Source organism: Cupriavidus sp. 2TAF22 (genome assembly GCF_052115045.1).
Classification (GTDB): Bacteria; Pseudomonadota; Gammaproteobacteria; order Burkholderiales; family Burkholderiaceae; genus Cupriavidus.
On the sequence record NZ_JBFRFX010000052.1, the window covers coordinates 14,898 to 36,419 of the forward strand.

The window sequence follows — 21,522 nt, forward strand, 5'->3', positions numbered from 1 at the left end:
GAAAGGGTAAGGTCACGGGTTGACGGGGTCGGCCGGCGCGCCATCGGCATGCGCCGCCGAGACATCGGGCGATACCAACCGTTCACGAAGGTCGCGTGCCACCAGCGCGGGGTCGCGCTTTGCAGGATCACCAAGGCCGCCGCCGCCGGGCGTCTCGACGATCAGGCGGTCGCCCGCCGGCACAATCTGCCGGCCCTTGGCGCGCAGCGTGGCGCCCGAGGCCAGGCGCAGCCGGCCCGGTGCGCCGTCGCCACCGCCGAGCGCGCCACGCGCGGGGTTGGCCACGCGGTCGAAGGCTGCCGCGATCAGCATGGCGGCGTCTTCCTGCGCATGCCGCACCTCGATCACCTGGCCCAGGCCGCCGCGCGCAGCGCCGGTACCGCCGGAGTCGGCGCGGAATTCCTTGCGCTCGAAGACGATCGGAGCCTGCGTCTCCAGGATCTCAAGCGAGACGTTGCGCACGCCGCTTGGGTAGGCGGTGACGGATAGCCCGTCCTTGCCGGGCCGTGCGCCGGTGCCGCCGGTGGAAAAGCTGATGACGTTGAAGCGCGCGCCGCGGCGCACGGCCTCGGCGTCGGCCTGGCTGGTGCCCGCCAGCACTTCACCGCCGACCAGTTGCAGGTTCCATAGCGACGAGGCGCCTTCGGCCGGCACGCGGTCGGGCCGGGCCTGGCGCAGCGCGCCGAACACGGCGTCGGGCAGCAACTGCCCGACCACATGGCGCGCCGTCACGGCGGCGGGATGCAGCGCGTTCAGGATGCAGCCCGCGGGCGCTTCCACGCGAATGGGTGCGAGGGAGCCGGCATTGTTCGGCACGTCCGCACCCACCAGGCAGCGGATCCCGAAGGAGGTATAGGCGTCGGTGTAGGCCTTGGGCACGTTGATGCCGCGCGCCACGCTGCCCGAGGTGCCGGCGTAGTCGACCGTGATGCCGTCGTCGGCAATGGTCACCGACACCTGCAGCGTGATTGGCGCGTCGTAGCCGTCGGCCACCAGGGTGTGGTGCCAGGTGCCGCGCGGCCAGTCGCGCAGTGCTTCGCGCATGGCGTGGGCCGAGCGCGCGATGACGAAGTCGCCCAGCGTCTCGAGATCGGCCAGCTTGAACTCGCGCAGCAGCGTGCGCAGCCGCCGGCCGCCGACCTCGTTGCATGCGACCAGCGCGAACAGGTCGCCTTCGACCTGCTCCGGGTCGCGCACGTTTGCGCGGATGATGGCGCGTACGGCCGGGTCCACCGTGCCCTGGCGCACGAAGCGCAGGATGGGCAGGAACAGGCCCTCGTGGTAGATTTCCAACCCGTCGGGGCTGGATCCGATGCCGCCGATGTCGACCACGTGCAACGTGGAGGCGAACAGCGCCACGGGACGCTTCCTGTCGCCCTCGCCATGGAAGATGGGCGTGACCATCGTCATGTCGAACAGGTGACCGGTGCCTTTCCAGGGATCGTTGGTGAGGAACACGTCGCCATCTGCCATCGTGTCGATGGGAAAGCGCTGCAGGAAGTGCTTGACCGATTCGGCCATCGAGTTGACGTGGCCCGGCGTGCCGGTCACGGCCTGCGCGATCATCCGGCCGTCGGGCAGGAATACACCCGCCGACAGGTCGCCGGCCTCGCGCGTGGAGGTGCCGAAGGCGGTGTGGATCAGCACCTGCGCCTGTTCCTCGACCACGGAGAGCAGCCGGTTCCAGGCAAGCTGGTTGCGGATGAGCTGGTTACCGGCCAGCGCCTTGGGAGTGGGAGTCTTGCTCATGCAACGGTTCCTGCTGGATCTTTGGTAGGAGTGGCCACGGTCTTCGTGACAAGACCGGCCGTCAGGTCTCGTGCGACCAGTGCCGGGTCGCGCGCTTCAGGGTCGCCCAGCCCCGCGCCGCCGGGGGTCTCGACCACCAGCACTTCGCCGGCGGGAATGACCTGCCGGCCCTTGCCGCGCAGCGCAGTCCCCGAAAGCTTGAGCCGCGCGGCGCCGGGCGCACCGTCGCCGCCGCCGAGCGCGCCGCGCGCGGGAAAGCGCACGCGGTCCCAGGTGGCGGACAACACCATCGGGTCGCCGTCGGCGTTCTCGATCTCGATGACCTGGCCTAGGCCGCCGCGCGACGCGCCGACGCCGCCCGAGTCGGGCCGGTACTCCTTGCGGCGGAACAGCAGCGGCGCCTGCGTCTCGAGGATTTCCAGCGACACGTTGCGCACGCCGCTCGGGTAGGCCGTGGCCGAAAGACCGTCCTTGCCCGGCCGTGCCCCGGTGCCGCCGGTGGAAAAGCTCACGATGTTGAAACGCTGTGCGCGCCGCAACGCCTCGTTCGGCCCGCCCTCGATTGGCTGCCCGCCGAACAGGCGGATGTTCCAGAGCGACGATGCGCCTTCGGCCGGCACGCGGTCGGGTCGCGCCTGTCGCAGCGCGCCGAATACCAGGTCGGGCAGCATCTGGCCGATGGCCGCCCGCGCGGCGACAGCGGCGGGCGGCAGCGCATTCACGATGGAGCCTTCTGGCGCCACCACGCGAATGGGCGCGAGCGAGCCCGAGTTGTTGGGCACGTCGGCGCCCACCAGGCAGCGGATGCCAAAGGAGGTATACGCATCGGTATAAGCCTTGGGCACGTTGATGCCGCGGGCAATGCTGGCCGAGGTGCCTGCGAAGTCGACCAGGATGCCGTCGTCCGATATGGTGACGGCCGCATGCAGCTCCAGCGGCATGTCGTAGCCGTCTACCGTCATGTGGTTGCGCCACGTGCCCCTGGGCCATTCGCGCAATGCCTCGCGCATGGCCAGCCGCGAGCGCTCGATGATGTAGTCGCCCTGCACCTGGAGGTCGGCCAGCCCGAACTCTTGCAGCATTTGCCGCAGCCGTACCGCGCCCACCGCATTGCAGGCCACCAGCGCATGGAAGTCGCCCTCTACCTGGCCGGGCTCGCGCACGTTGGCGCGCACGATGTCCAGCACCGCTTCCTCGACCACACCCTGGCTCACGAAGCGCAGCGGCGGCAGGAACAGGCCCTCGTGGAAGATCTCCAGCGCATCCGGCCCGGCGTTGACGCCGCCGATGTCGACCACGTGCACGGTGGAGGCGAAGAGCGCCACGGGGCGCTTCGTGTCGCCTTCGCCATGGAACACCGGCGTCACCATGACCACGTCGAAGAGGTGGCCCGTTCCTTTCCACGGGTCGTTGGTGACGAAGACATCGCCTTCGCGCATGGTGTCGACCGGAAAGGCGCGCAAAAAGTGCAGCACCGAGTCGGCCATGGAGTTGACGTGGCCCGGCGTGCCGGTCACGGCCTGCGCGATCATGCGTCCGTCGGGCAGGAACACGCCCGCCGACAGATCGCCGGCCTCGCGCGTCGGCGTGCCGAAGGCGGTGCGGATCAGTGCTTGCGCCTGTTCCTCGACCACGGCGAGCAGGCGGCTCCAGACCAGTTGGTGGCGCAATGCCTGACGGCCTGCAGTGGTGGTCATACGACCTCCGCTTCGGCGGGCTGCGCGTGGTGCCGCTGCGCGACGGTGATGTCGTCTAGCACCAGCGCGCCCAGTTTGCTGACGCGGGCCTCGAAACCGGCAATGACGTGCGTCGTCGTCTCGTCTTCCACCACCAGCGCTGGGCCTTCGATCCACTTGCCCGGGCCGAGCGCGGCGCGGTCGTAGACGGGCACGTCGGTCCACTGGCCCGCGTCGGCGTCGTACAGGCGGCGCGAGCCTGAAGGTTCGGCGCGGCGCGTGTCGGCGACCACCTCGTCGGCCTCCGGCGCCGCGCGGTCACCGGCCTCCACGGCGACCGACCAGCTCACCACCTCGGCCGCAATATGTGGCAGGCTCCGGCCGTAGAGCGCGGCATAGCGTGCTTCGAAGCGCCGGTGCAGCGCCTTGCTGCTGGCCGCATCGAACGGGCCATCGGGCAGCTCGACGGGAATCTCGTGGCCTTGGCCCGCATAACGCATGAACGCCTGCCGATGGCGCACCAGCGCGGCACCGGGCGCGGCGCGCAGCACCACGTCGTCGGCGGTGGCCGTGAGTTCGCCGAGCAGCTTTTCCACGGCCCCTTGGTCGATACRATCGAGCCGCTGTGCGAGGCTGCGCACGGTCTGGTAGGCCACCGGCGCCCACAGGAAGCCGAGTGCCGATCCCACGCCGGCCGACCTGGGAATAATCAGCCGCGCCACGCCCAGCTTGCGCGCCAGCAACGCGGCATGCAGCGGCGCGGCACCGCCGAAGGCGATGAGCGTGCTGTCTTCCGCCACCTTGCCGAGCTCGCTCGCATGCACGCGCGCGGCGTTGGCCATGTTCTCGGTGACGATGTCGACCACGGCCTGCGCGGCGGACTCGACGCTGAGGCCGGTCTGCGCGGTCAGGCCCTCCAGCAGCGCGTCGCGCGCACGCTGCGGGTCGAGTTCCACCTTGCCCACGGCGAAGCGTGCCGGGTCGATGGTGCCGAGTACGGCGTGCGCGTCAGTCACGGTGGGCAACTGGCCGCCCAGGCCATAGGCGGCCGGGCCGGGCGAGGAGCCCGCGCTGTCGGGGCCGACCTGGACCACGCCGAGGTGGTTGACGCGGGCAATGGAGCCGCCGCCCGCGCCGATCTCCACCATCTCGATCACCGGAATGCGAATGGGCAGGCCCGAGCCTTTCAGGTGCCGGTGCACGCGGCCGAACTCGAAGCTGCGGCTGATCTGCGGCTGGTAGTCGTCGATAAAGCAGATCTTGGCCGTGGTGCCGCCCATATCGAACGAGAGCGCGCGCGAGGCACCGATCTGCTCGGCCACCTGGCGTGCGAGCACCGCGCCGCCCGCGGGGCCGGATTCGACCAGCCGCACCGGCTCGTCGATACCCGCCTGCAGCGTGGTGATGGCACCGCCCGAGGTCATCAGGAAAGGCTCGGCACGCAGGCCGCGCGCGGTGGCCCCTTGCTGGAGGCGGCGCAGGTAGCCAGCCACCTGCGGCTGCACGTAGGCGTTGGCGCTGATGGTCGACAGGCGTTCGTACTCGCGGATTTCGGGGCACACGTCGGAGGCCAGCGACACCCACAGGCCCGGCGCATGTTCGCGCAGCAGTTCGCGCACGCGGCGCTCGTGCGCGGGATTGGCATAGCCGTGCAGGAAGCACACGGCCACGCTCTCGATGCCGTCGGCCAGGAGCTGCCTGGCCAGTTCGACGACCTGCGCTTCATCGAGCGGCGTGATCACGCGACCGGCCGCATCCGTGCGCTCGACCACGCCATGGCGCCAGTGGCGCGGCACCAGCGGCGCGGGCTTGTCCAGAAACACGTCGTACTGCGCGAAGCGGTCTTCGAGACCGATTTCCACCAGGTCGCGGAAACCGTGGGTGGTGAGCAGCGCGGTGGGCGCACCCTTGCGCTCGATCAGCGCGTTGGTGGCCAGCGTGGTGCCGAGGATCAGCAGGTCGACGTCGGCCCAGCCAGCGTTCGCCAGTTGCAGTACTTCTTCGACGCCGCCGAGCACGGCTTGCTCAGGGGCCGTCGGCGTGGTGAGCACCTTGAGCGTGTGCTTCTCGGCACCGCGTAGCAGCACCACGTCGGTGAAGGTGCCGCCGACGTCGACAGCGACACGCAGGCGCGGGTCGTGCGCCACGGAAGAGGAATTGGAGTTCGAAGACATGAAGGAGGGAGGTGTCTCTCTTGTTGAAAGAAGTCAATGCCGGTGTCAATGCCGGAGTCAATGCGGCAGTCAGCGCGATGCGGCTCTGGGATACAGGGGGATGCCGCGCCGGAGGCGTCCGCTGAAGTCGGACAAAGCGTGGCGAGAGCGCGAGATCATCGAATGGGAAGGCCGGAAAGGCGTAGCAAGGCAGTCGGCAATCTTCCGAGGTCGCGCCTGCCCGAGCAACGAACGGCTTCAACTATCGTTATGCGTTACGCCGCGCGAATCGGGGGAAGGGGGGCGCACCCGCTGGAACGCATGGGCTGGCCGGCCCGTGATTGCGTTCGGCGCCGGGCCATGGGTCGATGACGACCACCCGGAAACCACGCAGTCGCGCGTGGCGCGCGGGCGGCAGGTGGCCTCCCATGCGTTGGCGGCCAGAAGCTCGAGTTTGGGCGGCAGGACCCGCGCACTGGTGCCGAGCGCACGCCTGAATGCCGATCCGTCCCGCCATCACCGACAAGGGCGCGCGCGGCCAGGTGGCGGTGGCGTAAACGGCTGCAGGGGCCGGCCGGCCCGCCCGGTCTGCCGCTAGACTGCCGACGCCGCTGGCTGGGGTGCGTCTCGCCCAGGTGCGGCGATGCGGAACACACCAAGCTCATCCGGCGCGCACTGCGCGATCAACCCGGTTTCCCACGCCAGGTAGGCGCGGGCCGCGTCCCGGTTGCCTTCGTGGCGGTCGTGCACGAAGAACAGGTAATCGATGCGCGCCTGCGCCGGCAGCGGCTGCGGCGCAAGCGCTTCCGGGAGTCCGGCCGACTGCCAGGTGCGATAGCCATCGTCGGTGCGGTACACGTGGCGATAGCCGGCCTCCAGCAGGTCTTTTCCCGCAAGTGCCGCTACGCCTGGCTCGCTGGCGATCAGGACCACCGGTTCGGCATGCGCCACGCCAAGCTCCTGCAGTTGTTGCAGTAGCCTCGGCCGGATCGACCAGGCCGCGCCAGAGGCATGGCCTCGCTCGAATGCCGCGCTCTCGCGCAGGTCGATGACTGCCAGCCGCTGGGCTTCGATGCTCAGTGCTTTCAGCAGGTTGGCATCGAGCACGGGCAGGGCGGATGTTGTCTCCGCCTTCGGCCACGCGCGCACCTGCAGCGCGGCGTCCACGCCATCGGCAAGCACGGCCGTCTCAAAGCCCAGCTGGTGCAACCAGCTGGCGACCACCGGCGCGCGCACACCGTCATCGTCGAACACGATGACGCGGCTGCCGCGCACACCGATATAGTGATCCGTTGCCTGCACCAACTGCCCGCCGGGCGCATGCACCGCACCTTTGATCGTGCGCAGGGCAAATTCGTCCGCGGAACGGATGTCGAGCAGGTAGGCGGTGCGTTGCGCATCGTCCAGCCATTGCTGCGCTTGCGCAGTCGACAGCGAAGGCAGGCCAAGGCGCTGCAGCAGCTTGGCGGAGCGCTCGCGCGCCGCGGCGAGTACCGGGCCAGACGGAACCTCCACAGCGAAGCGATCGCTGCCATGTTCCAGCGCGTGGCCCGCCAGGTACCAACCTTGCGTGCCATTCTCCAGCGCTAGTACCGCATTGGGCAAGCCCAGGTTCAGCAGCGTCTGCGCGCCCACGATGCTGCGCGTGCGCCCAGCGCAATGCACCACCACCGGCATGTTCGGATTCGGCACAAGCGCGGGCAGCCGCAGCGCCAGCTCGCCGTTGGGGCAGCTCACAGCGCCGGGGATGGTCATCTTGCGGTGTTCTTCCTCGGTGCGGCCATCCACCAGCAAGAAGTTCTCGCCGGCAGCCCGGCGCGCGGCGAGGTCGTCGGCGCTCAGGCGGGGCGTGTGCTGGATCTGCTCGACCAGCTCGCCAAACGTCTTCGAGGGGACATTGACTCCCTTGAACAAGGTGTAACCGGCGGCAGCCCAGGCGGGCGCGCCGCCGTCGAGTACCGTCACGTTCAGGTAACCAAGACCGGCAAGGCGCCGCGCCGCGCGCGATGCCACGGCATTCGCCTCGTCACCGTCGTCGAACAGCACGATGCGTTCCGCACGGCGCGGTGCCAGCTGGCCGACCTCCAGCTCAAGGCGGCTATAGGGCAGGGGCACCGCGAAGAAGGGATGGCCTTCGCCGTATTGGCCATGCTCGCGTACATCGAACAGGGCGAACGGCTGGCCATCGTTCAGCCAGTTGCGAAGGGTGGGGGCGTCGATGGTTTGGGTCATGTCAGTCATTGTTTGGTTGTGCGGGTCAGCGCAAGGCGATGCCGGATGCGGCGATCACCGAGGCGTACCGGGGCAGGTCGCGCGACAGCGTTGCACGGGCTCCTGCGCCGACGAGGCGACCACGACATAGCCCGCATCTTCCAGCTGGCTGTGTCTCGCTGGTGCGTGCAGCACCGCGGGCACATCGCGGCTCATACGGTCGACCACGAGGGCCGGGCCGCTGCGGGCGCGAGCAGTCCTTGCCAGCTCTCCACGGCAAAGTCCGGCGCGCCGGATTCGTCCAGCGTGGGAACCAGCAGCGAGGGGAGCTTGCAGGGGGTCCTTTGCGCGAAAGCACCGGAGCCTGATCAGGCGACCAAGCATACGAAGCCGGCCGCCGTCTACCAACGAATGTTTGAGCGTATGCATATGCGGCCCGCGCCGGGCCACGGGCGGCCCCGATTGAAGCCGCCCTCATGTCGATACTCGAAAGCCTTCTTTCTCGCCGCGCGGTGGCGGCGTTACATTCGGCGCATGACCAGACAAGATCTCTCCTTATCAGCAGTGTCAGGCAACGACGTTGCCAGCCTGCGCCACGCGGCCGTGGCCGCTTTCATCGCCGAAGCACGACAGTTGCCGGAGCGTGTTGCACAGCACGAGCGGGAAGCCGACATCGGCGTCCGGTTGTTGGCGGACTGAGCGATGGGCGCTGACCGCCAACCCCCGATCGCCTCTCCGATCCATTGCGAAATCGACTTCGAGCGCCCCGGCAAGCAGGTCGGCTGCCTGCGCCTGCCGCACTCGGTGCATCGCTCGGCCTACGGCTGGCTGCCCATTCCGATTGCCTCGATCGGCAACGGCGACGGACCGGCCGTGCTGGTCATGGCCGGCAATCACGGCGACGAGTACGAGGGCCAGATCCTCGTCTCCCGCCTGGTCCGAGAAATTGCACCCGAGCAGGTGCGGGGCCGGCTGATCCTGCTGCCGATGGCGAACTACCCGGCCGCGCAAGCCGGCCTGCGGACCTCACCGCTGGATGGCGGCAACCTGAACCGCAGCTTTCCCGGCGATCCGCGCGGCACGCCGACGCAGGTGATTGCGGACTATATCGAGCGCAGCCTGTTGTCGCGTGTGGACGTGGTGGTCGACCTGCATTCCGGTGGCAGCTCGCTCCAGTACCATGGCGCGACGCTGTTTGCTCAGGCCGAGCCTGATCCGGCACGCCAGCAGCGCCTGCTGGCCGCGGTGTCCGCATTCGGCCTGCCGTACAGCCTGGTCAACGAGAGCGCCAATCCGGTCGGCCTGCTTGCCGCGGCACGTCGCAACGGCGTGCTGGGATTGTTGACCGAGCTGGGCGGTGCGGGCACTGTGGACGCCGCCGTGCTCGGCAGCGCCTGGCAAGGTCTGCTGCATCTGCTCGGGCACATCGGAGCGCTGGAAGGACCGCTGGTGCCGTCCGGGCCGCCGCATGACACGCGGCTGCTGCGGGTGGATCGCACGCGGCACTACGTTTACGCGTACGACGACGGCATCTTCGAGCCGCTCGTGCAACTCGGCGAGCGTGTCGAAGCGGGGCAACCTGCGGCACGGCTGCACACGCCCGAGCGGCCCGAGCGCGAGCCGGTGACCGTGTATTTTCCGGCGGCGGGGCTGGCCATCTGCAAGCGCGTACCGGCGCTGACCCAACGCGGCGACTGCCTGTACCAGCTCGCCGACGATCCCACGCCTCATCGTTCCTGAACCGGCTTCCTGATGAAACACACTCCCCGATTTGGGCGCCGCATGGCGCTTGCCGTGCTGCCGCTCGCACTCTGCGGTGCGATGCCGGCCGCCAAGGCAGACGCCACACTCGATCGGATCCGCGAGCGCGGCAAGATCACCATCGGCGTGATCATCAACGGCAACAGCGCCTTTGGCTCCATCGATCCGGGCACCGGCAAGCCCTTCGGCTTCAACCCGGAACTGGCACGCAAGATCGCCAGTGAACTGGCGGTACAGGCCGAGCTGGTGCCGGTGCTGCCCACCAACCGCGTGCAGTTCCTCCAGCAGGGCAAAGTGGACCTGCTCGTTGCCAGCATGCTGCTGACGCCGGAACGCGCCACGCTGCTGGACTATGCGCCGACCCCTTACTACCGCAACGGCGGCACCGCCATCTTCCTGAAGCGCAGCGGTATTCGCCGCTGGGAAGACCTGCGCGGCAAATCCGTGTGCCTGTCGCAGGGCAGCAGCTATGCCAAGCCGCTGGCGGCCACCTACGGCGCCGAGCTCAAGGGCTTCAAAGGCATGCCGGAATCGCTGCTGGCGCTGCGCGGCGGTGCGTCCTGCGTGGCCGCGGTCCATGAGAGCCTGACCCTGGGCCAGTTGGTGGCCAAGGATCCGGAGTGGCGCGACTACGCCGTGCTGCCCGACGAGGTCGATCCGGCGCCGCAGGTGGCATGGGTGCGCAAGGGCGACAAGGACACGGCAGCGGCGGTCGATCGTGTGCTGCAGCGCCTGCACGGCTCGGGCTGGCTGGTCGGGCTTGAAGCCCGGCTCGACCTGGTTCCGCGCTCGCCGCTGCTGGCGCAGCTGCAGAAACAGTATGGCGGCAAGCCGTAACGCTTAGCCGCCGGGCCGGGATATCGCGCCGCATGCTTGGCGCATCGCCCAGCGGCGTGCCGACGGTGGCATATCCCGCGGGGTTGTACACATGGTGGCGCGGCCAGGCTCGGGGCGCTGCCGGTGTCGCCCACCACGCATGCGTTCCTGCGTGAACGGGGCTTGACGGGCCGTCAACGCGGGCCGCCGGCGCTAGCTGCCCGCGGCGCAACTGCTGGCCGCAGTTGCCAAGGTGTACGCAGGCAGCGGATCGGTCGCGCGGCAACCGTTCGCGGTGATCTCTCGCGGCCCAGGCGCGCACCTCTTCCCGAAAATCCTGTTTTCTCTCGGCAAGAGTGGAAAATCCGGATATGTATATCCTCAATACTTAGTTCCTGTTGGCTCCGGTGGAACATAGGATTGGGGCCGTCACAATTCTAGGTTACGCCCATGTTGGACTCCCTCAAAGCTGTAATAGCCGCTAGCCTTGCCGCTGGCATGTTTGGCGCTCACGCGCAATCGGCAATTCCGCAGGAGGTGCGCGTCGCCTACAGCGGTGGGGCACAGTTGATCGTGAATGCCAAGGTTGACCATTCACTGGAAAAGGCGTTTGGGACAAAGGTGAAGTGGATCCAATTCGCGACGGGTGCTGACGTATTAAATCTGTTCGCCACAAAGAGCATCGATATCGCAAATTTCGGATCCAGCCCTACAGTTTCCGCCGTGATACGCAAGTTGCCCATCGAGATCGTGGGTGTTTCTGCAGAAATTGCGACCTACGAACGATTGGTGGGTCGAGACTCCATCAAGACGCTTAAGGATCTGGAAGGCAAGACGGTCGGATATCCGCCGAATTCCACGGCTCAATATGCGCTGGATACCGCCGTCAAAGTCCATGGGATCGATCGGACCAAAATCAAGTTTGTTCCGCTGCGTCCGGATGAACTCGTGGCGGCGTGGCGCCGTGGCGATATCGATGCAGGGTATGTATGGGCACCCTTCAATTCTGCGCTGGAAGATGCAGGTGGCCATGCGGTCTTTGCCACGAAGGACCTCAAGAAAGACGGCTACCTGATCTATAACAACTATGCGGTGAGCAAGGATTTTGCGTCGAAGTATCCGGAATTGGTGGCAAAGCTCTTGACTGTCCACGAGCAGCAGATTGCTATCTATCGGAAGACACCAGAAGTGGTTGCGGAGGCAATTTCGAAGGAGTTGGGTGCTTCGGTGCCAGCTGTTCGCAACTCTCTCGCAGGCAACCAGTATCCCTCCATCACGGAGCAGTTGACCCCGGCGTGGTTTGGCGACGGGTCAAATACAGACAGTGCCGGGCTTTCCCTTGCGGTGCGAAGGACGGCAGAATTTCTGGCCGATATCGAGCAAGTAAAGCGGCAGGATATCCCGTCATCGTTCGCTAGCAGCATCAAGCCAACCTATCTCAGGCTCGCCCAGCAGCAAGTTCGCTGAGTCTGGACGAATCATGAAATCAAATGTAAGCGCACTGATTAGTATCGCGGCGGTGCTTGGCGTCGCCACCGCCTGGCAGTGCGCAGGTACTTTCGGATGGGCTGACTCGCTCTTCTTGCCGGCGCCAAGCGAAATCATCGGCACGGCAAGGGGTCTCTGGGAGCACGGCTACGGACAGGTGCCGCTATGGCAGCACATAGCAATCAGCCTCGGGCGCGCACTAGTTGCCTTCGTAACTGCGGTGGCGCTGGGCGTACCAATTGGCCTCGCGATGGGACAAAGCCGGGTGCTGGCTGCAATGCTCGATCCCTTCGTTCAATTCCTCAGGCCACTGCCCAAGATTGCCCTGGTACCTCTTGCCATTGTCTGGCTAGGCATCGGCGAATCGTCGAAGTTCGCCTTGATCTTCGTTGCCACCGTCTTGAACGTCGTGGTGGGCTCGGCAGCCTCGGTGGCGAACATACCTGGGTCCCGCGTTCGGGTGGCTCGGTCGCTAGGGTTGAGCAAGCGAAAGGTATTCCTTCACGTCATCCTGCCAAACAGTCTGCCAGATATTTTCACCAGTATCCGAATCGCCGTGGGAATCGGTTGGACGTCGCTTATCGCAGCAGAGATGGTGGCTTCCACGACCGGTGTGGGCTGGATGATTGTCAACGCAAGTTCATACTTGCGAACCGATGTCGTGATACTTGGGATTCTGATCCTTGGCGGTCTGGGGTACGCCTTGGATTGGATGCTTGTGCGAGCACAGCAACGCTATGTTCCTTGGGCTGGGAAGGAGTAGTCTGCGATGAACGCGATTCAACTGCTGAATGTGAATTTTCACTACGCTGCGGGGAAGTCAGGTGACGCGCCCAACATACTGGATAACGTATCCCTAACGCTGAATCAAGGTGAGTTTGGCGTACTGCTTGGTCCTTCCGGTTGCGGGAAGTCAAGCATCCTGAACCTGGTTGCGGGTTTCGAATCTCCGATCACGGGCGAAGTGCTCTGCGATGGTGCTCGTGTGGTCGGACCTGGACCGGCGCGTGGCATGGTATTTCAGCAACCGTGTCTGTACCCTTGGCTATCGGTGATTGACAACGTGACCTTTGGCCCTCGCATGGCAGGCGTCCGAAGGGAGCAGTACCTGCCTGAGGCGAAGGAGTTCCTGCGGCTTGTTGGGCTTGGCGCGTATGAGAACGCCAAGCCCTGGGAGCTATCAGGCGGCATGCGCCAGCGGGCAGCCCTGGCGCGCGCGTGGATCATGAAGCCGCGGGTCTTGCTCATGGACGAGCCATTCGGTGCGCTCGATGCTCAGACGCGAACGGTGATGCAGGAGCTGCTGGTCGAGATCTGGTCGCGCACCGGGACAACAGTCTTGTTTGTCACGCACGATGTTGATGAAGCACTGATCCTGGGAAGTCGGGTGCTCCTGATGTCCGCTTGCCCAGGAACAATTCGTGAGGAAGTGCGCCTGTCTTTCGAGAGGCAAAGAGATATAGAGGATCTGCTTGCGGATGAGGAATACAACGCTATAAAACGCCATGTGTTGCACGTAGTGCGGGAGGAAGCCAACCGACACCTGCAACTAGGCTGAGTCCTCGCGACAGTCAGTTGTTCGAGCAAGCGATGACGATCGTTCGGGCCACTCGGGACCGAGCAGGTCCGGAATACATCGTTTTGAGAAGTACTATTTATATGTTAATGGAGAAGTAGGTGGCAGAAATAGAACCGCGACGAGTTGCACTCGTAACAGGTGCCTCGGCTGGATTCGGCGCCGCAATTTGCCGGGACCTTGTCCGCGCCGGGTACCACGTAATAGCGGCGGCCAGGCGTGCTGACCGTCTTGCCGCCCTCGGTGCGGAACTGGGGTCGCGACTGTTGCCCGTCGCAATGGATGTTTGCAAAATAGACGAGGTGGAATCCGCCGCTGCATCACTTCCGGAAGTGTTCTCGGAAATCGATCTTTTGGTCAATAACGCGGGTCTCGCCTTAGGGCTGGAGCTAGCCCCATCAGCAAGTCTCCCGGACTGGGGAAGGATGGTGGATACCAACATCAGCGGCCTGATGAATGTCACTCATCGGTTCCTGCCAGGAATGGTCGAACGAAAGCGCGGGCATATCGTCAACATCGGCTCGACGGCAGGAACCTATCCGTATCCCGGAGGCAATGTGTATGGCGCGACGAAGGCTTTTGTGCACCAGTTCAGTTTGAATCTACGCGCCGACCTTCTCGGTACGGGCGTCCGTGTCACCTGCGTCGAGCCCGGCCTTTGTGGCGGTACTGAATTTTCCCGTGTCAGATTCAGAGGGGACAATGATCGGGCGGAGTCAGTCTATCAAGGGCTCGACCCACTCAAGGCTGAGGACATTGCGCGTACTGTCACCTGGATCGCGAGCCAGCCGGAACACGTCAACGTTAACTTGATAGAAATGATGCCGGTCGCGCAGGCGTTTGGGCCGCTCAGTCTGGCTCGCCGATAGCCACGATCAACCACATGGTCGGACCAGTTCCATGGGGATGGCGGCTCGGCGCTATGCCGATGCCGACGCCGATGCCGACGCCGCGCAGGCGGCATCTCTTCGATAGTGTTCACGTGTCCACCAAGAATTTAGGTGGACACGATGCTCCTTGCTCTCTTGCGTTGCTTCAAGTCGGGGTCACTGGGCGCTTACGTCCGACCGTCGGACGTAGCCGCATATGGCCCGCCGCGTACCATAGCGTGGCCCGCCTTGACTCCCGTACCGAAGCCGGTGACGAGGATACGCTCGACTTTTCGTTCCAGCATGGGAAGAAATTTCAGTGCCGCTTCGTAATCGCCTTCGTCAATATGCAGTGCCGCCGTCAGTTGAATCTGCAGCAGGAGCGGATCGTGTTGACGGCTCGCTGCAATCAGCCCGGCGCGCGGGACGACAAGAGGCACCATTTTCGTCATCAATCGATGCTATGGTTTGTGCTCATGCCTAGCGGAGATTCCCATGCGTACGACTATTGCGCTTGATGACGACTTGATCGCCAAGGCTCAAGCCTATACGGGTCTGGAGGAGAAAACGGCACTCGTGCGCGAAGCGCTAAAGGCCTTGATCCAGCGTGAAGCCGCGAAACGACTCGCGAATCTTGGCGGTAGCCAACCGGGCATCAAGGGGGCGCCGCGTCCCAGAACAAGCGCTGCGGGCTGAAATCGAGCTCGCAATGACGCCGTTTGCGGTTGCTCGATGGCCCAAGAGAAATCCTCTATTAATCAACAGATTACGAGGAACCGTCCACGCTGCTGCTATCGCGACTGACATGGCTGTACCTCTAAAATGCGGTTGCCGCCTCGTTTTCAGATGCGCCGCCCTCGCGCGCTGAACGCTCCTCGTCGATCGCCTTGCGATATCGCCCTGGTGCTGTCCCAGTCACGCGCTTGAATGCGTGACTGAACGCGCTTTCCGACGTGTATCCGATTGCTTCGGCGACTTCCGCGACGGATGCGCCTGCGCGCAGTTCTCGCTCCGCGAGATGCATGCGCCAGTTCGTCAGGTATGTGAGCGGGGGCACGCCCATCACTTCGCGAAAGTGCACGACGAAGGAGGTGCGTGACATGCCGGCTTCCTGTGCAAGATCTTCCAGACTCCAGGCGCGCCTGGGGTCCGCGTGCATCGCCGCGAGGGTGGGCGCCAGCCGTCTGTCACCCAAGGCCCTGAGCCAGCCGCCGTCGTTTTTCGGTGACTGCATGACATAGGCCCTGAGCGTCTGCACAAAAAGAAGCTGAGCCAGTTCTGCAAGCACGATGGGCCATCCGGGACGCGGCGGAGGCTTCATTTCACGGACGATCTGTTCGAGCAGCCAGCCAAGGCTTGCCGCTTCGCGGTGAGCGCCGCTGACGTGAATGAGTGGCGGGAGGCCGCCAAGTAGCAGAGGCTGATGCCGATCGTCGATCTCCACCATGCCGCCCAGCATCACGAAATCTTCACCTTGCCCCAGGCGGTAATCGCCATTGTCGTCCTGAGCAAGCGATGTCGTGACCGCGTCTGGAATGAGGTGCGGTGCGCTGGCCAGAACCAGCGCGCGGGAGCCATTCGTGACCAGAATGTCTCCGCGCTCGAACTGTGCAGGGGCCGCCATCCCGTCCATGAAAAACCAGCAAGCGCCCTCGACAGCCGCGCAGAATTTCACCGCATCGAGATTGGCAAAGCATCGCCCCCAGCTTCCACCGGCGACGAGCCGCCCGGAGAGACGGCATCGGGCGCGCACGAGATTGAGCAGTTCCGAGAGAAGGTCTGTGGTCATTTCTCGAACTATCGCGCATAAAACACGGCCTATCAAGCATTCTAAGTACGGGCTGGGCGGGCTAAAGTGCCTCCATCCTTCAAATGGAGAGATTCCATGCCCACTTTGCAAGCACCCATCGGTTCGGGATTCGGCCCAGCATCCACTGCTGCGGAAGTCATCACAGGCATCGACCTCACCGGCAGGAAAGTCGTCGTTACCGGCGGGTATTCCGGAATCGGCGTTGAAACCGTCCGGGCTTTCCGCTCGGCAGGTGCAACGGTTATCGTGCCCGTTCGCGACATGGCCAAGGCCCAGGAAGCGCTTCGCGACATTCCCGGCGTGGTCCTGGAGAATATGGACCTCCTCGATCCGGCGTCGATCGACAGGCTTGCAGAACGTGTGCTCGCAGCCACAGATTCGATCGACATCCTGGTCAACAATGCGGGCGTAATGGCTCCGCCGCTCGCGCGCGATGCGCGTGGTTACGAATCGCAATTCGCCGCCAACCATCTTGGCCATTTTCAGCTCACCTGCCGGCTTTGGCCTGCCTTGCGCCGTGCCAACGGGGCCCGCGTCATTGCACTCAGCTCCTACGGGCACCGGCGCGCGGGGATCGACTTCCATGATCCCAATTTCGAGGCTCGCGAGTACGACCCGTGGATTGCCTACGGCCAATCAAAGACCGCAAATGCCCTGTTCGCTGTCGCGCTGGATTCGATCGGGCAACGTCACGGCGTGCGAGCTTTCTCCGTGCACCCGGGAGGCATCGTGACGGCACTCGTCCGGCATATGTCGCAAGCGCAGATCGATGCAAGCGAGATCCTCGACAAGGAGGGCAGGCCGATCATTGATCCGGAGAACAACAAGAAGACGGCGCAACAAGGTGCTGCTACGACCGTATGGTGCGCGACGAGCCCGAAGCTTGACGGCATGGGTGGCGTTTACTGCGCCGACTGCGAGATCGCCCGCGCACTGCCTTCTGACACCTCAACGGAGATGCACGGCGTACGGCCGCGAGCGACGGACCCGGTCGCCGCCGGGCGACTTTGGCAACTCAGCGAGCAACTGACAGGGGCACGCATCGATCAGGTCCGCGGCCTCGAGTGAGATTCTCGGCGGAGTACGAAGGCCCCAGATCGGGCTGTCACCCCTTACTTAAAAAGGCCGCTGTGCTGCTCCACTAAAAGCTTGCGGCGATTCCCAAGGAAATACCCGACACATTGTTGCCGAACACATAGCGCACCACGGCCCGAATCCTCGTGACAAAGACTTCATGCGCCGACGTGTCGAGTTCGAGGCCAGTGCCGAGCGTGGTAAGGTCGTTAAACCCCAGCGTGCTGGCATCACGCCCCAGGTAGCGCGAGTGCGATAACTCAAGTACGTAGCGTACCGGCCGATCCAGGGCCCACATGCCAGTGGGGGCGCGATAACGCGCATACAGGCTGGCGGTTTGGGCTGACCCCGTCCCCGTCACTGCGGAACTCGTGCCGCCAAAGCTCTGCAGGTGGATGTTCGTGTAGCGCAACTCGACGTCAGCGTCGTAAGTCGGCGCATGGCGCTCCCAATCGAGCATCACCGAGCCGCCTAACCCATAGGCGTTGAGGTGGCCATTTTCGATGAAGTTGATATCCTTGCCAGTCTTCTGACCTAGCAGGAACTGCGCCACCGACGCGTCCGTGGTGACACGGGCCAATGAGACGTTGAAGATGGGGCGGAACACCAACTCCTTATTTGCGGTGAGCGGGAAATCCCACCCCACGCCCATCGTTCCGGCTACGGTGTTCCACTTGGTTGGTATCAGGCGAGAGTCGACCCCGTTGGAAGCAACGTAGGTCGGATCGTAGCGGTTGTAGCCGATCGAACCTTCGAGATACAACGGCAGCGTCTTGCTCCAGGTGAACCCTCCGCCGAGTTGCCAGAGGGTGACATTCGGATTGCCCGTCGCCCCGTTATTGATCGCCAGGGAGCTGGATGCAAGGTCTGGAACCACCGCGAAGGACATCAGCGAGATCACCGCATTGGCACTCTTCTGAAGATTGGCTCCAGGCAGCTGAAATTCCGAGATGCCTTGAGCGACCGCCAGGACAGGCGTCAAGCAGAGCGGCCACAGGATGGCCAGCCATTTGAGACGTGGTTGAGTGACGCGATTCATTTCAGCCCTTGGGTCTATGAAATCAATAAGCACACGCGAACACGAGAGATAGGCCGCCCTTTTCAATGGCGCAGTAGAACACATGCGTGATGTTCTCTCATCGAAATGGTATCCCGCAAGAGGCCCACAGAATTTCGGCGCGGAGCCTCCCGCCCATTCCCTCCCACCCATTCCCTCCCACCACCCGGAGCGCCTCATGCGGCACTAACCAAGCGATGGGGAGATCACGGGAGTTGCCGCCTGAAGCGAGGCTTCCGGGTGCCTTTGCGTGGCAGTCATGCTGCTGACACCTGGCATCGTGGCTCCTGGCAGGTCATGCAGATGTGGTTTGCCGTGGGCGCACAGTTCTCAAGGGCACGGACACCCAACGTGTCTGTTCGACAGCGTACGGACGCGGGGGCGACGCAGGCACAGATTGACGCTTCGTATAGCGTCCAGCGGGATCCTGATGCGCTCCTACCTTTTTCTCCCATTATTTCTCTTGCCATTCCTGTTGGTCGGCTGCAATACGGCGCCGATTCCCCCGGGCAAGCCAGTCGATATTCCCACGGCACTCGAACAAGTGGCCCAGGGCCTGTGCACTTTCAAAAAGAATCTGGAGGGAAGGAAGCAGGATTGGGGCATTGCTTTTGACTCCATTACCGTGGAGCTTGACCTGACCGTCGACGGCACAAAGAACCCTCCGCTGGCAGTCGCACCGGATATTCAGTTCATGCCGACGGTTAGTTATGGGCAGACCATCACGGCGGCGAAAGGAAGCAGGCTTACCCTTACACTGAAGAATGCCGGCGGCGGCACGTCCGCTGGCGTCGACTGCAACGTCACCAAGTCGGCAAATTAGGGGGGAGGGGGTGCCAGCGGACATTGCTCAGGTATCGGCCGCCTGGTCGCCGGCCGTCCGACGTTGCGCTTGCTCGCTTGACGGCGCACCTGGGCGGGACCCTTCGATTAACTGCGCCGACAGAGCAACCGCTTCGGCGTGCGCGGTGTCACGCTCGGCCTCGGCGTGATTGCCATGATAGTTTTCCAGGACCAAATAATCACATTCAGATTCCACCGGAAAGCCTCGCGGCGCGGGACGAGTGAAACATCCCGCGCCGCGACTAAAGGCGACTCGATAGTCTACGCAGGCAGTGCCAATTCAAGCGCCTGAGCAGACAAGGTCTCTGATGGCGTGAGAACTAGCGCCCACCTGTATTCTGCACTTCGTCCAGTAACGCGCGCGCAGCCAGCTTGCCAAGATTGTTGCCCGCGAAGGGACTGTCACCCGTGAGGAGCTTCCGGTCTCGAAACGTGCTTCCATCAATTTTAGTGTTTACGATCTCGACTCCCATAGCAGCAAGTTTTTCACCGAAGAACCAGCGCAATGGACCGGGCATATAGCCAATATCCGGCGTCTGCTTGTCCATAGCATCTGGGAATGCGCAGATGCGGTAGCCGCGGAAAAGATCTCCGCCGTTGGGTTCGTCGACGCTGGCCGAAAGTAAGGCGGCGGGCCCGTGACACAGCGTGATGATGTACCTATCGTTTTGCATAGCCCACTGCAGGGTGGCCTTCATGTCCGCGCTGAACGGTAGCCCCATCAGGGCACCATGTCCCCCAGGGACGAAAACGGCAATGTAGTTTGCATCCTTGTCCAAGGAATTTACTACGTCAGCAAGCTTGAGCGGCTGCTGGAATTTTTGCTCGTACTTCGCGTAGAGGGCCTTTATCTCGGCGTCTTCAGAAGGGAACGCCCACCATTCGAACTTGGTCGGATTGCCTGATAAGGTGGCAATGTCGAACTCGAAGCCTGCGCGGTCCAGGTGATACATGGGCAGGAGGGTCTCGACGGGATGGTTGCCAGTCGAAAAGAAGGTACCGTTTCCGGTCAGCAGATAGCGCTCATCCGCGGCGACTAGCAGTACTTTCCAGCGGCCGCCCTGATAAGCGTCCGGATAGTCGGCATCGGAGAGATCAGACTTTGGCGATGTGAATTGTGCGAGTGAGTAAGGGGAGGGAAAGAACGCCTTGCGCTCGGCTGGATCAGGCGTCGGCTGCTTGCTGTCGGTCTGGGACGTCATGATGGGCTTCCTTCTGAAAGAATAACGGGTTTTGGAGCTTGGTTTTTACCGGCTTTTGCACCGGCAGCCACCGTTCGGAGGCAGGTCGATCGCTTAATCGGCGGGCGGCAGCTTCGCGGAGAGTTCGGGGAAGTGGAGTTCGCCTTCGTAGGTCTCGGCGCCGGCTTTTAGTATCGCCTTCACGCGCGCCTGTATCGCTTCGTTGGCTACGCAAAGATCGGCCTCGTGCGCTTCTACCAACAACCCTTCGGAGAAGGAGGTGTCCGACCCCATGTCCACGGCCTTTTTCAGGTGGGCGATCGTGGTCGGGGGGAAGGTCGCAATGCGGCGTGCGAGCTTGTCCACGAATGGCCCCAGTTCCCCGGCCGGCAGTGCACGATTGATATAGCCGTAGTGGTCGGCCAGTTCCGCCGAGAAGTCTCCGCCGACCAGCAGCACCTCGAGGGCGCGTGCGCGCCCCATGCGCCGCGGCAGGCGCTGTGTATTGCCGCCGCCAGGGACGAGTCCGCAGACGACTTCCGGTTGGCCGAACACAGCCTTGCCGGTCGCGGCGAAACACATGTCCGCGGCTAGCGCGATCTCGCAGCCGCCGCCACGGGCGATGCCTTCGACCTTGGCGATCACAGCCTTGGGCATGTTGCGCAGGCGCTCGCCAAGCATCTGGGTCAGGCGGAAGGTGCGTGTATTCGAAGTCGTCTTCGGCGCCGAGCCGACACGGTGCAGGCCTGAGTGCGCGATAAAGAACTTCGGCACGGCGCTCTGCAGGATGACGACGCGTACGCTCGCATCCTGTTCCAGTTGTCGGGTCAGCCCGTCGAACTCCTCCGACAGGACCTCGTCGAGCAGGTTGAACGGCGGGTAGTTCAACGTAACGGTGGCGACGCCGCGGTCCTGGGTGACCTGGATATGCTTGTAATCGGCGTAGTTCGCACCGCCCCCCTGGGGCGGTGCGGCGCTTTCGGCCGCAGCCTCAGCCTCGGACGAGGCGAGCAATACGCCCGGCGCGAGTGTTGCGGCACCGATGGACTGGACGAAGGAACGTCTTGAGATTGTCGACATGGCAGGCTCCTTGGTTGAATTCATCTCGCGCCTGCCGGGCCAGGCTCGGCCCGCAGTTCGCGGCGGAGTCGAGTAACGCGATTGCCCTCCACCTGCGCGCCGCGGTTTCCCCAGGCGCTCCGGATGAAGGTGGCTAGGTCAGCGATTTCGGCATCACTGAGACGGAAATCGAGGGCAG

General features: G+C 64.2%; 18 protein-coding genes and 1 pseudogene. 10 read left to right on the forward strand and 9 right to left on the reverse strand.

The window, feature by feature from the left end:
- Nucleotides 1-12: 12 nt before the first annotated feature.
- From AB4Z48_RS35485 to AB4Z48_RS35500, 4 genes are all read right to left on the reverse strand, one after another.
- On the reverse strand, nucleotides 13-1,749 hold the full coding sequence (locus AB4Z48_RS35485) for a hydantoinase B/oxoprolinase family protein (RefSeq protein ID WP_441622748.1): 1,737 nt from the start codon (nucleotides 1,747-1,749) through the stop codon (nucleotides 13-15).
- Nucleotides 1,746-3,446 carry a hydantoinase B/oxoprolinase family protein gene (locus tag AB4Z48_RS35490; RefSeq protein ID WP_441622750.1) on the reverse strand — a complete coding sequence of 567 codons (1,701 nt, stop codon included), beginning with the start codon at nucleotides 3,444-3,446 and terminating at the stop codon, nucleotides 1,746-1,748. Before AB4Z48_RS35490 ends, AB4Z48_RS35485 begins: the two co-directional genes overlap by 4 nt.
- Nucleotides 3,443-5,599 (reverse strand): hydantoinase/oxoprolinase family protein, encoded by a 2,157-nt coding sequence (locus AB4Z48_RS35495; protein WP_441622752.1) that lies wholly within the window; start codon nucleotides 5,597-5,599, stop codon nucleotides 3,443-3,445. The genes AB4Z48_RS35490 and AB4Z48_RS35495 overlap by 4 nt, the downstream gene beginning before the upstream one ends.
- Before the next feature lie 573 nt (nucleotides 5,600-6,172).
- The gene (locus tag AB4Z48_RS35500) at nucleotides 6,173-7,819 is read right to left on the reverse strand and encodes a rhodanese-like domain-containing protein (protein ID WP_441622753.1); all 1,647 of its coding nucleotides are present in this window, start codon (nucleotides 7,817-7,819) and stop codon (nucleotides 6,173-6,175) included.
- A 504-nt stretch (nucleotides 7,820-8,323) separates the two neighbouring features.
- Here AB4Z48_RS35500 and AB4Z48_RS35505 point away from each other — a divergent pair.
- The 7 genes from AB4Z48_RS35505 to AB4Z48_RS35535 all read left to right on the forward strand — a co-directional run bounded on the left by AB4Z48_RS35505 (nucleotide 8,324) and on the right by AB4Z48_RS35535 (nucleotide 14,299).
- On the forward strand, nucleotides 8,324-8,488 hold the full coding sequence (locus AB4Z48_RS35505) for a hypothetical protein (RefSeq protein ID WP_441622755.1): 165 nt from the start codon (nucleotides 8,324-8,326) through the stop codon (nucleotides 8,486-8,488).
- A 3-nt stretch (nucleotides 8,489-8,491) separates the two neighbouring features.
- Nucleotides 8,492-9,529 carry a succinylglutamate desuccinylase/aspartoacylase family protein gene (locus tag AB4Z48_RS35510; RefSeq protein ID WP_441622757.1) on the forward strand — a complete coding sequence of 346 codons (1,038 nt, stop codon included), beginning with the start codon at nucleotides 8,492-8,494 and terminating at the stop codon, nucleotides 9,527-9,529.
- Nucleotides 9,530-9,541: 12 nt separating this feature from the next.
- The gene (locus AB4Z48_RS35515; RefSeq protein ID WP_441622759.1) at nucleotides 9,542-10,387 is read left to right on the forward strand and encodes a transporter substrate-binding domain-containing protein; all 846 of its coding nucleotides are present in this window, start codon (nucleotides 9,542-9,544) and stop codon (nucleotides 10,385-10,387) included.
- A gap of 429 nt (nucleotides 10,388-10,816) precedes the next feature.
- Nucleotides 10,817-11,833 carry a taurine ABC transporter substrate-binding protein gene (locus AB4Z48_RS35520; RefSeq protein WP_441622761.1) on the forward strand — a complete coding sequence of 339 codons (1,017 nt, stop codon included), beginning with the start codon at nucleotides 10,817-10,819 and terminating at the stop codon, nucleotides 11,831-11,833.
- A gap of 13 nt (nucleotides 11,834-11,846) precedes the next feature.
- Nucleotides 11,847-12,617, forward strand: a complete 771-nt coding sequence (locus AB4Z48_RS35525) for an ABC transporter permease (protein ID WP_441622763.1) — start codon at nucleotides 11,847-11,849, stop codon at nucleotides 12,615-12,617.
- 6 nt (nucleotides 12,618-12,623) lie between these two features.
- The gene (locus AB4Z48_RS35530) at nucleotides 12,624-13,412 is read left to right on the forward strand and encodes an ABC transporter ATP-binding protein (RefSeq protein WP_441622764.1); all 789 of its coding nucleotides are present in this window, start codon (nucleotides 12,624-12,626) and stop codon (nucleotides 13,410-13,412) included.
- A gap of 128 nt (nucleotides 13,413-13,540) precedes the next feature.
- Entirely contained in the window at nucleotides 13,541-14,299 is a 759-nt protein-coding gene (locus tag AB4Z48_RS35535; RefSeq protein WP_441622794.1) for an SDR family NAD(P)-dependent oxidoreductase, read from the forward strand.
- Nucleotides 14,300-14,490: 191 nt separating this feature from the next.
- On the opposite strand, the pseudogene AB4Z48_RS35540 reads toward AB4Z48_RS35535, so the two are convergent.
- Nucleotides 14,491-14,676: pseudogene (locus AB4Z48_RS35540) on the reverse strand (aldehyde dehydrogenase (NADP(+))); the annotation flags it as partial.
- A gap of 118 nt (nucleotides 14,677-14,794) precedes the next feature.
- Between AB4Z48_RS35540 and AB4Z48_RS35545 the strand changes: the two are divergent.
- Nucleotides 14,795-14,995, forward strand: a complete 201-nt coding sequence (locus AB4Z48_RS35545; RefSeq protein WP_441622766.1) for a type II toxin-antitoxin system VapB family antitoxin — start codon at nucleotides 14,795-14,797, stop codon at nucleotides 14,993-14,995.
- Between the two features lie 121 nt (nucleotides 14,996-15,116).
- Here the strand turns inward: AB4Z48_RS35545 and AB4Z48_RS35550 are convergent, their stop codons facing one another.
- Nucleotides 15,117-16,088, reverse strand: a complete 972-nt coding sequence (locus tag AB4Z48_RS35550; protein WP_441622768.1) for an AraC family transcriptional regulator — start codon at nucleotides 16,086-16,088, stop codon at nucleotides 15,117-15,119.
- Nucleotides 16,089-16,184: 96 nt separating this feature from the next.
- Between AB4Z48_RS35550 and AB4Z48_RS35555 the strand changes: the two genes are divergently transcribed.
- Nucleotides 16,185-17,177: an oxidoreductase gene (locus AB4Z48_RS35555; RefSeq protein ID WP_441622769.1), complete on the forward strand. Its 993-nt coding sequence runs from the start codon at nucleotides 16,185-16,187 to the stop codon at nucleotides 17,175-17,177.
- Between the two features lie 73 nt (nucleotides 17,178-17,250).
- Here AB4Z48_RS35555 and AB4Z48_RS35560 read toward each other — a convergent pair whose 3' ends face one another.
- Nucleotides 17,251-18,222, reverse strand: coding sequence for a hypothetical protein (locus tag AB4Z48_RS35560; RefSeq protein WP_441622771.1), 972 nt, complete (start codon nucleotides 18,220-18,222; stop codon nucleotides 17,251-17,253).
- Nucleotides 18,223-18,670: 448 nt separating this feature from the next.
- Between AB4Z48_RS35560 and AB4Z48_RS35565 the strand changes: the two genes are divergently transcribed.
- On the forward strand, nucleotides 18,671-19,063 hold the full coding sequence (locus AB4Z48_RS35565) for a hypothetical protein (protein ID WP_441622773.1): 393 nt from the start codon (nucleotides 18,671-18,673) through the stop codon (nucleotides 19,061-19,063).
- 340 nt (nucleotides 19,064-19,403) lie between these two features.
- Here AB4Z48_RS35565 and hchA read toward each other — a convergent pair whose 3' ends face one another.
- Nucleotides 19,404-20,285 carry a glyoxalase III HchA gene (hchA, locus tag AB4Z48_RS35570; RefSeq protein ID WP_441622775.1) on the reverse strand — a complete coding sequence of 294 codons (882 nt, stop codon included), beginning with the start codon at nucleotides 20,283-20,285 and terminating at the stop codon, nucleotides 19,404-19,406.
- Between the two features lie 93 nt (nucleotides 20,286-20,378).
- Nucleotides 20,379-21,368, reverse strand: a complete 990-nt coding sequence (locus AB4Z48_RS35575; protein WP_441622776.1) for an enoyl-CoA hydratase/isomerase family protein — start codon at nucleotides 21,366-21,368, stop codon at nucleotides 20,379-20,381.
- Between the last annotated feature and the right edge of the window lie 154 nt (nucleotides 21,369-21,522).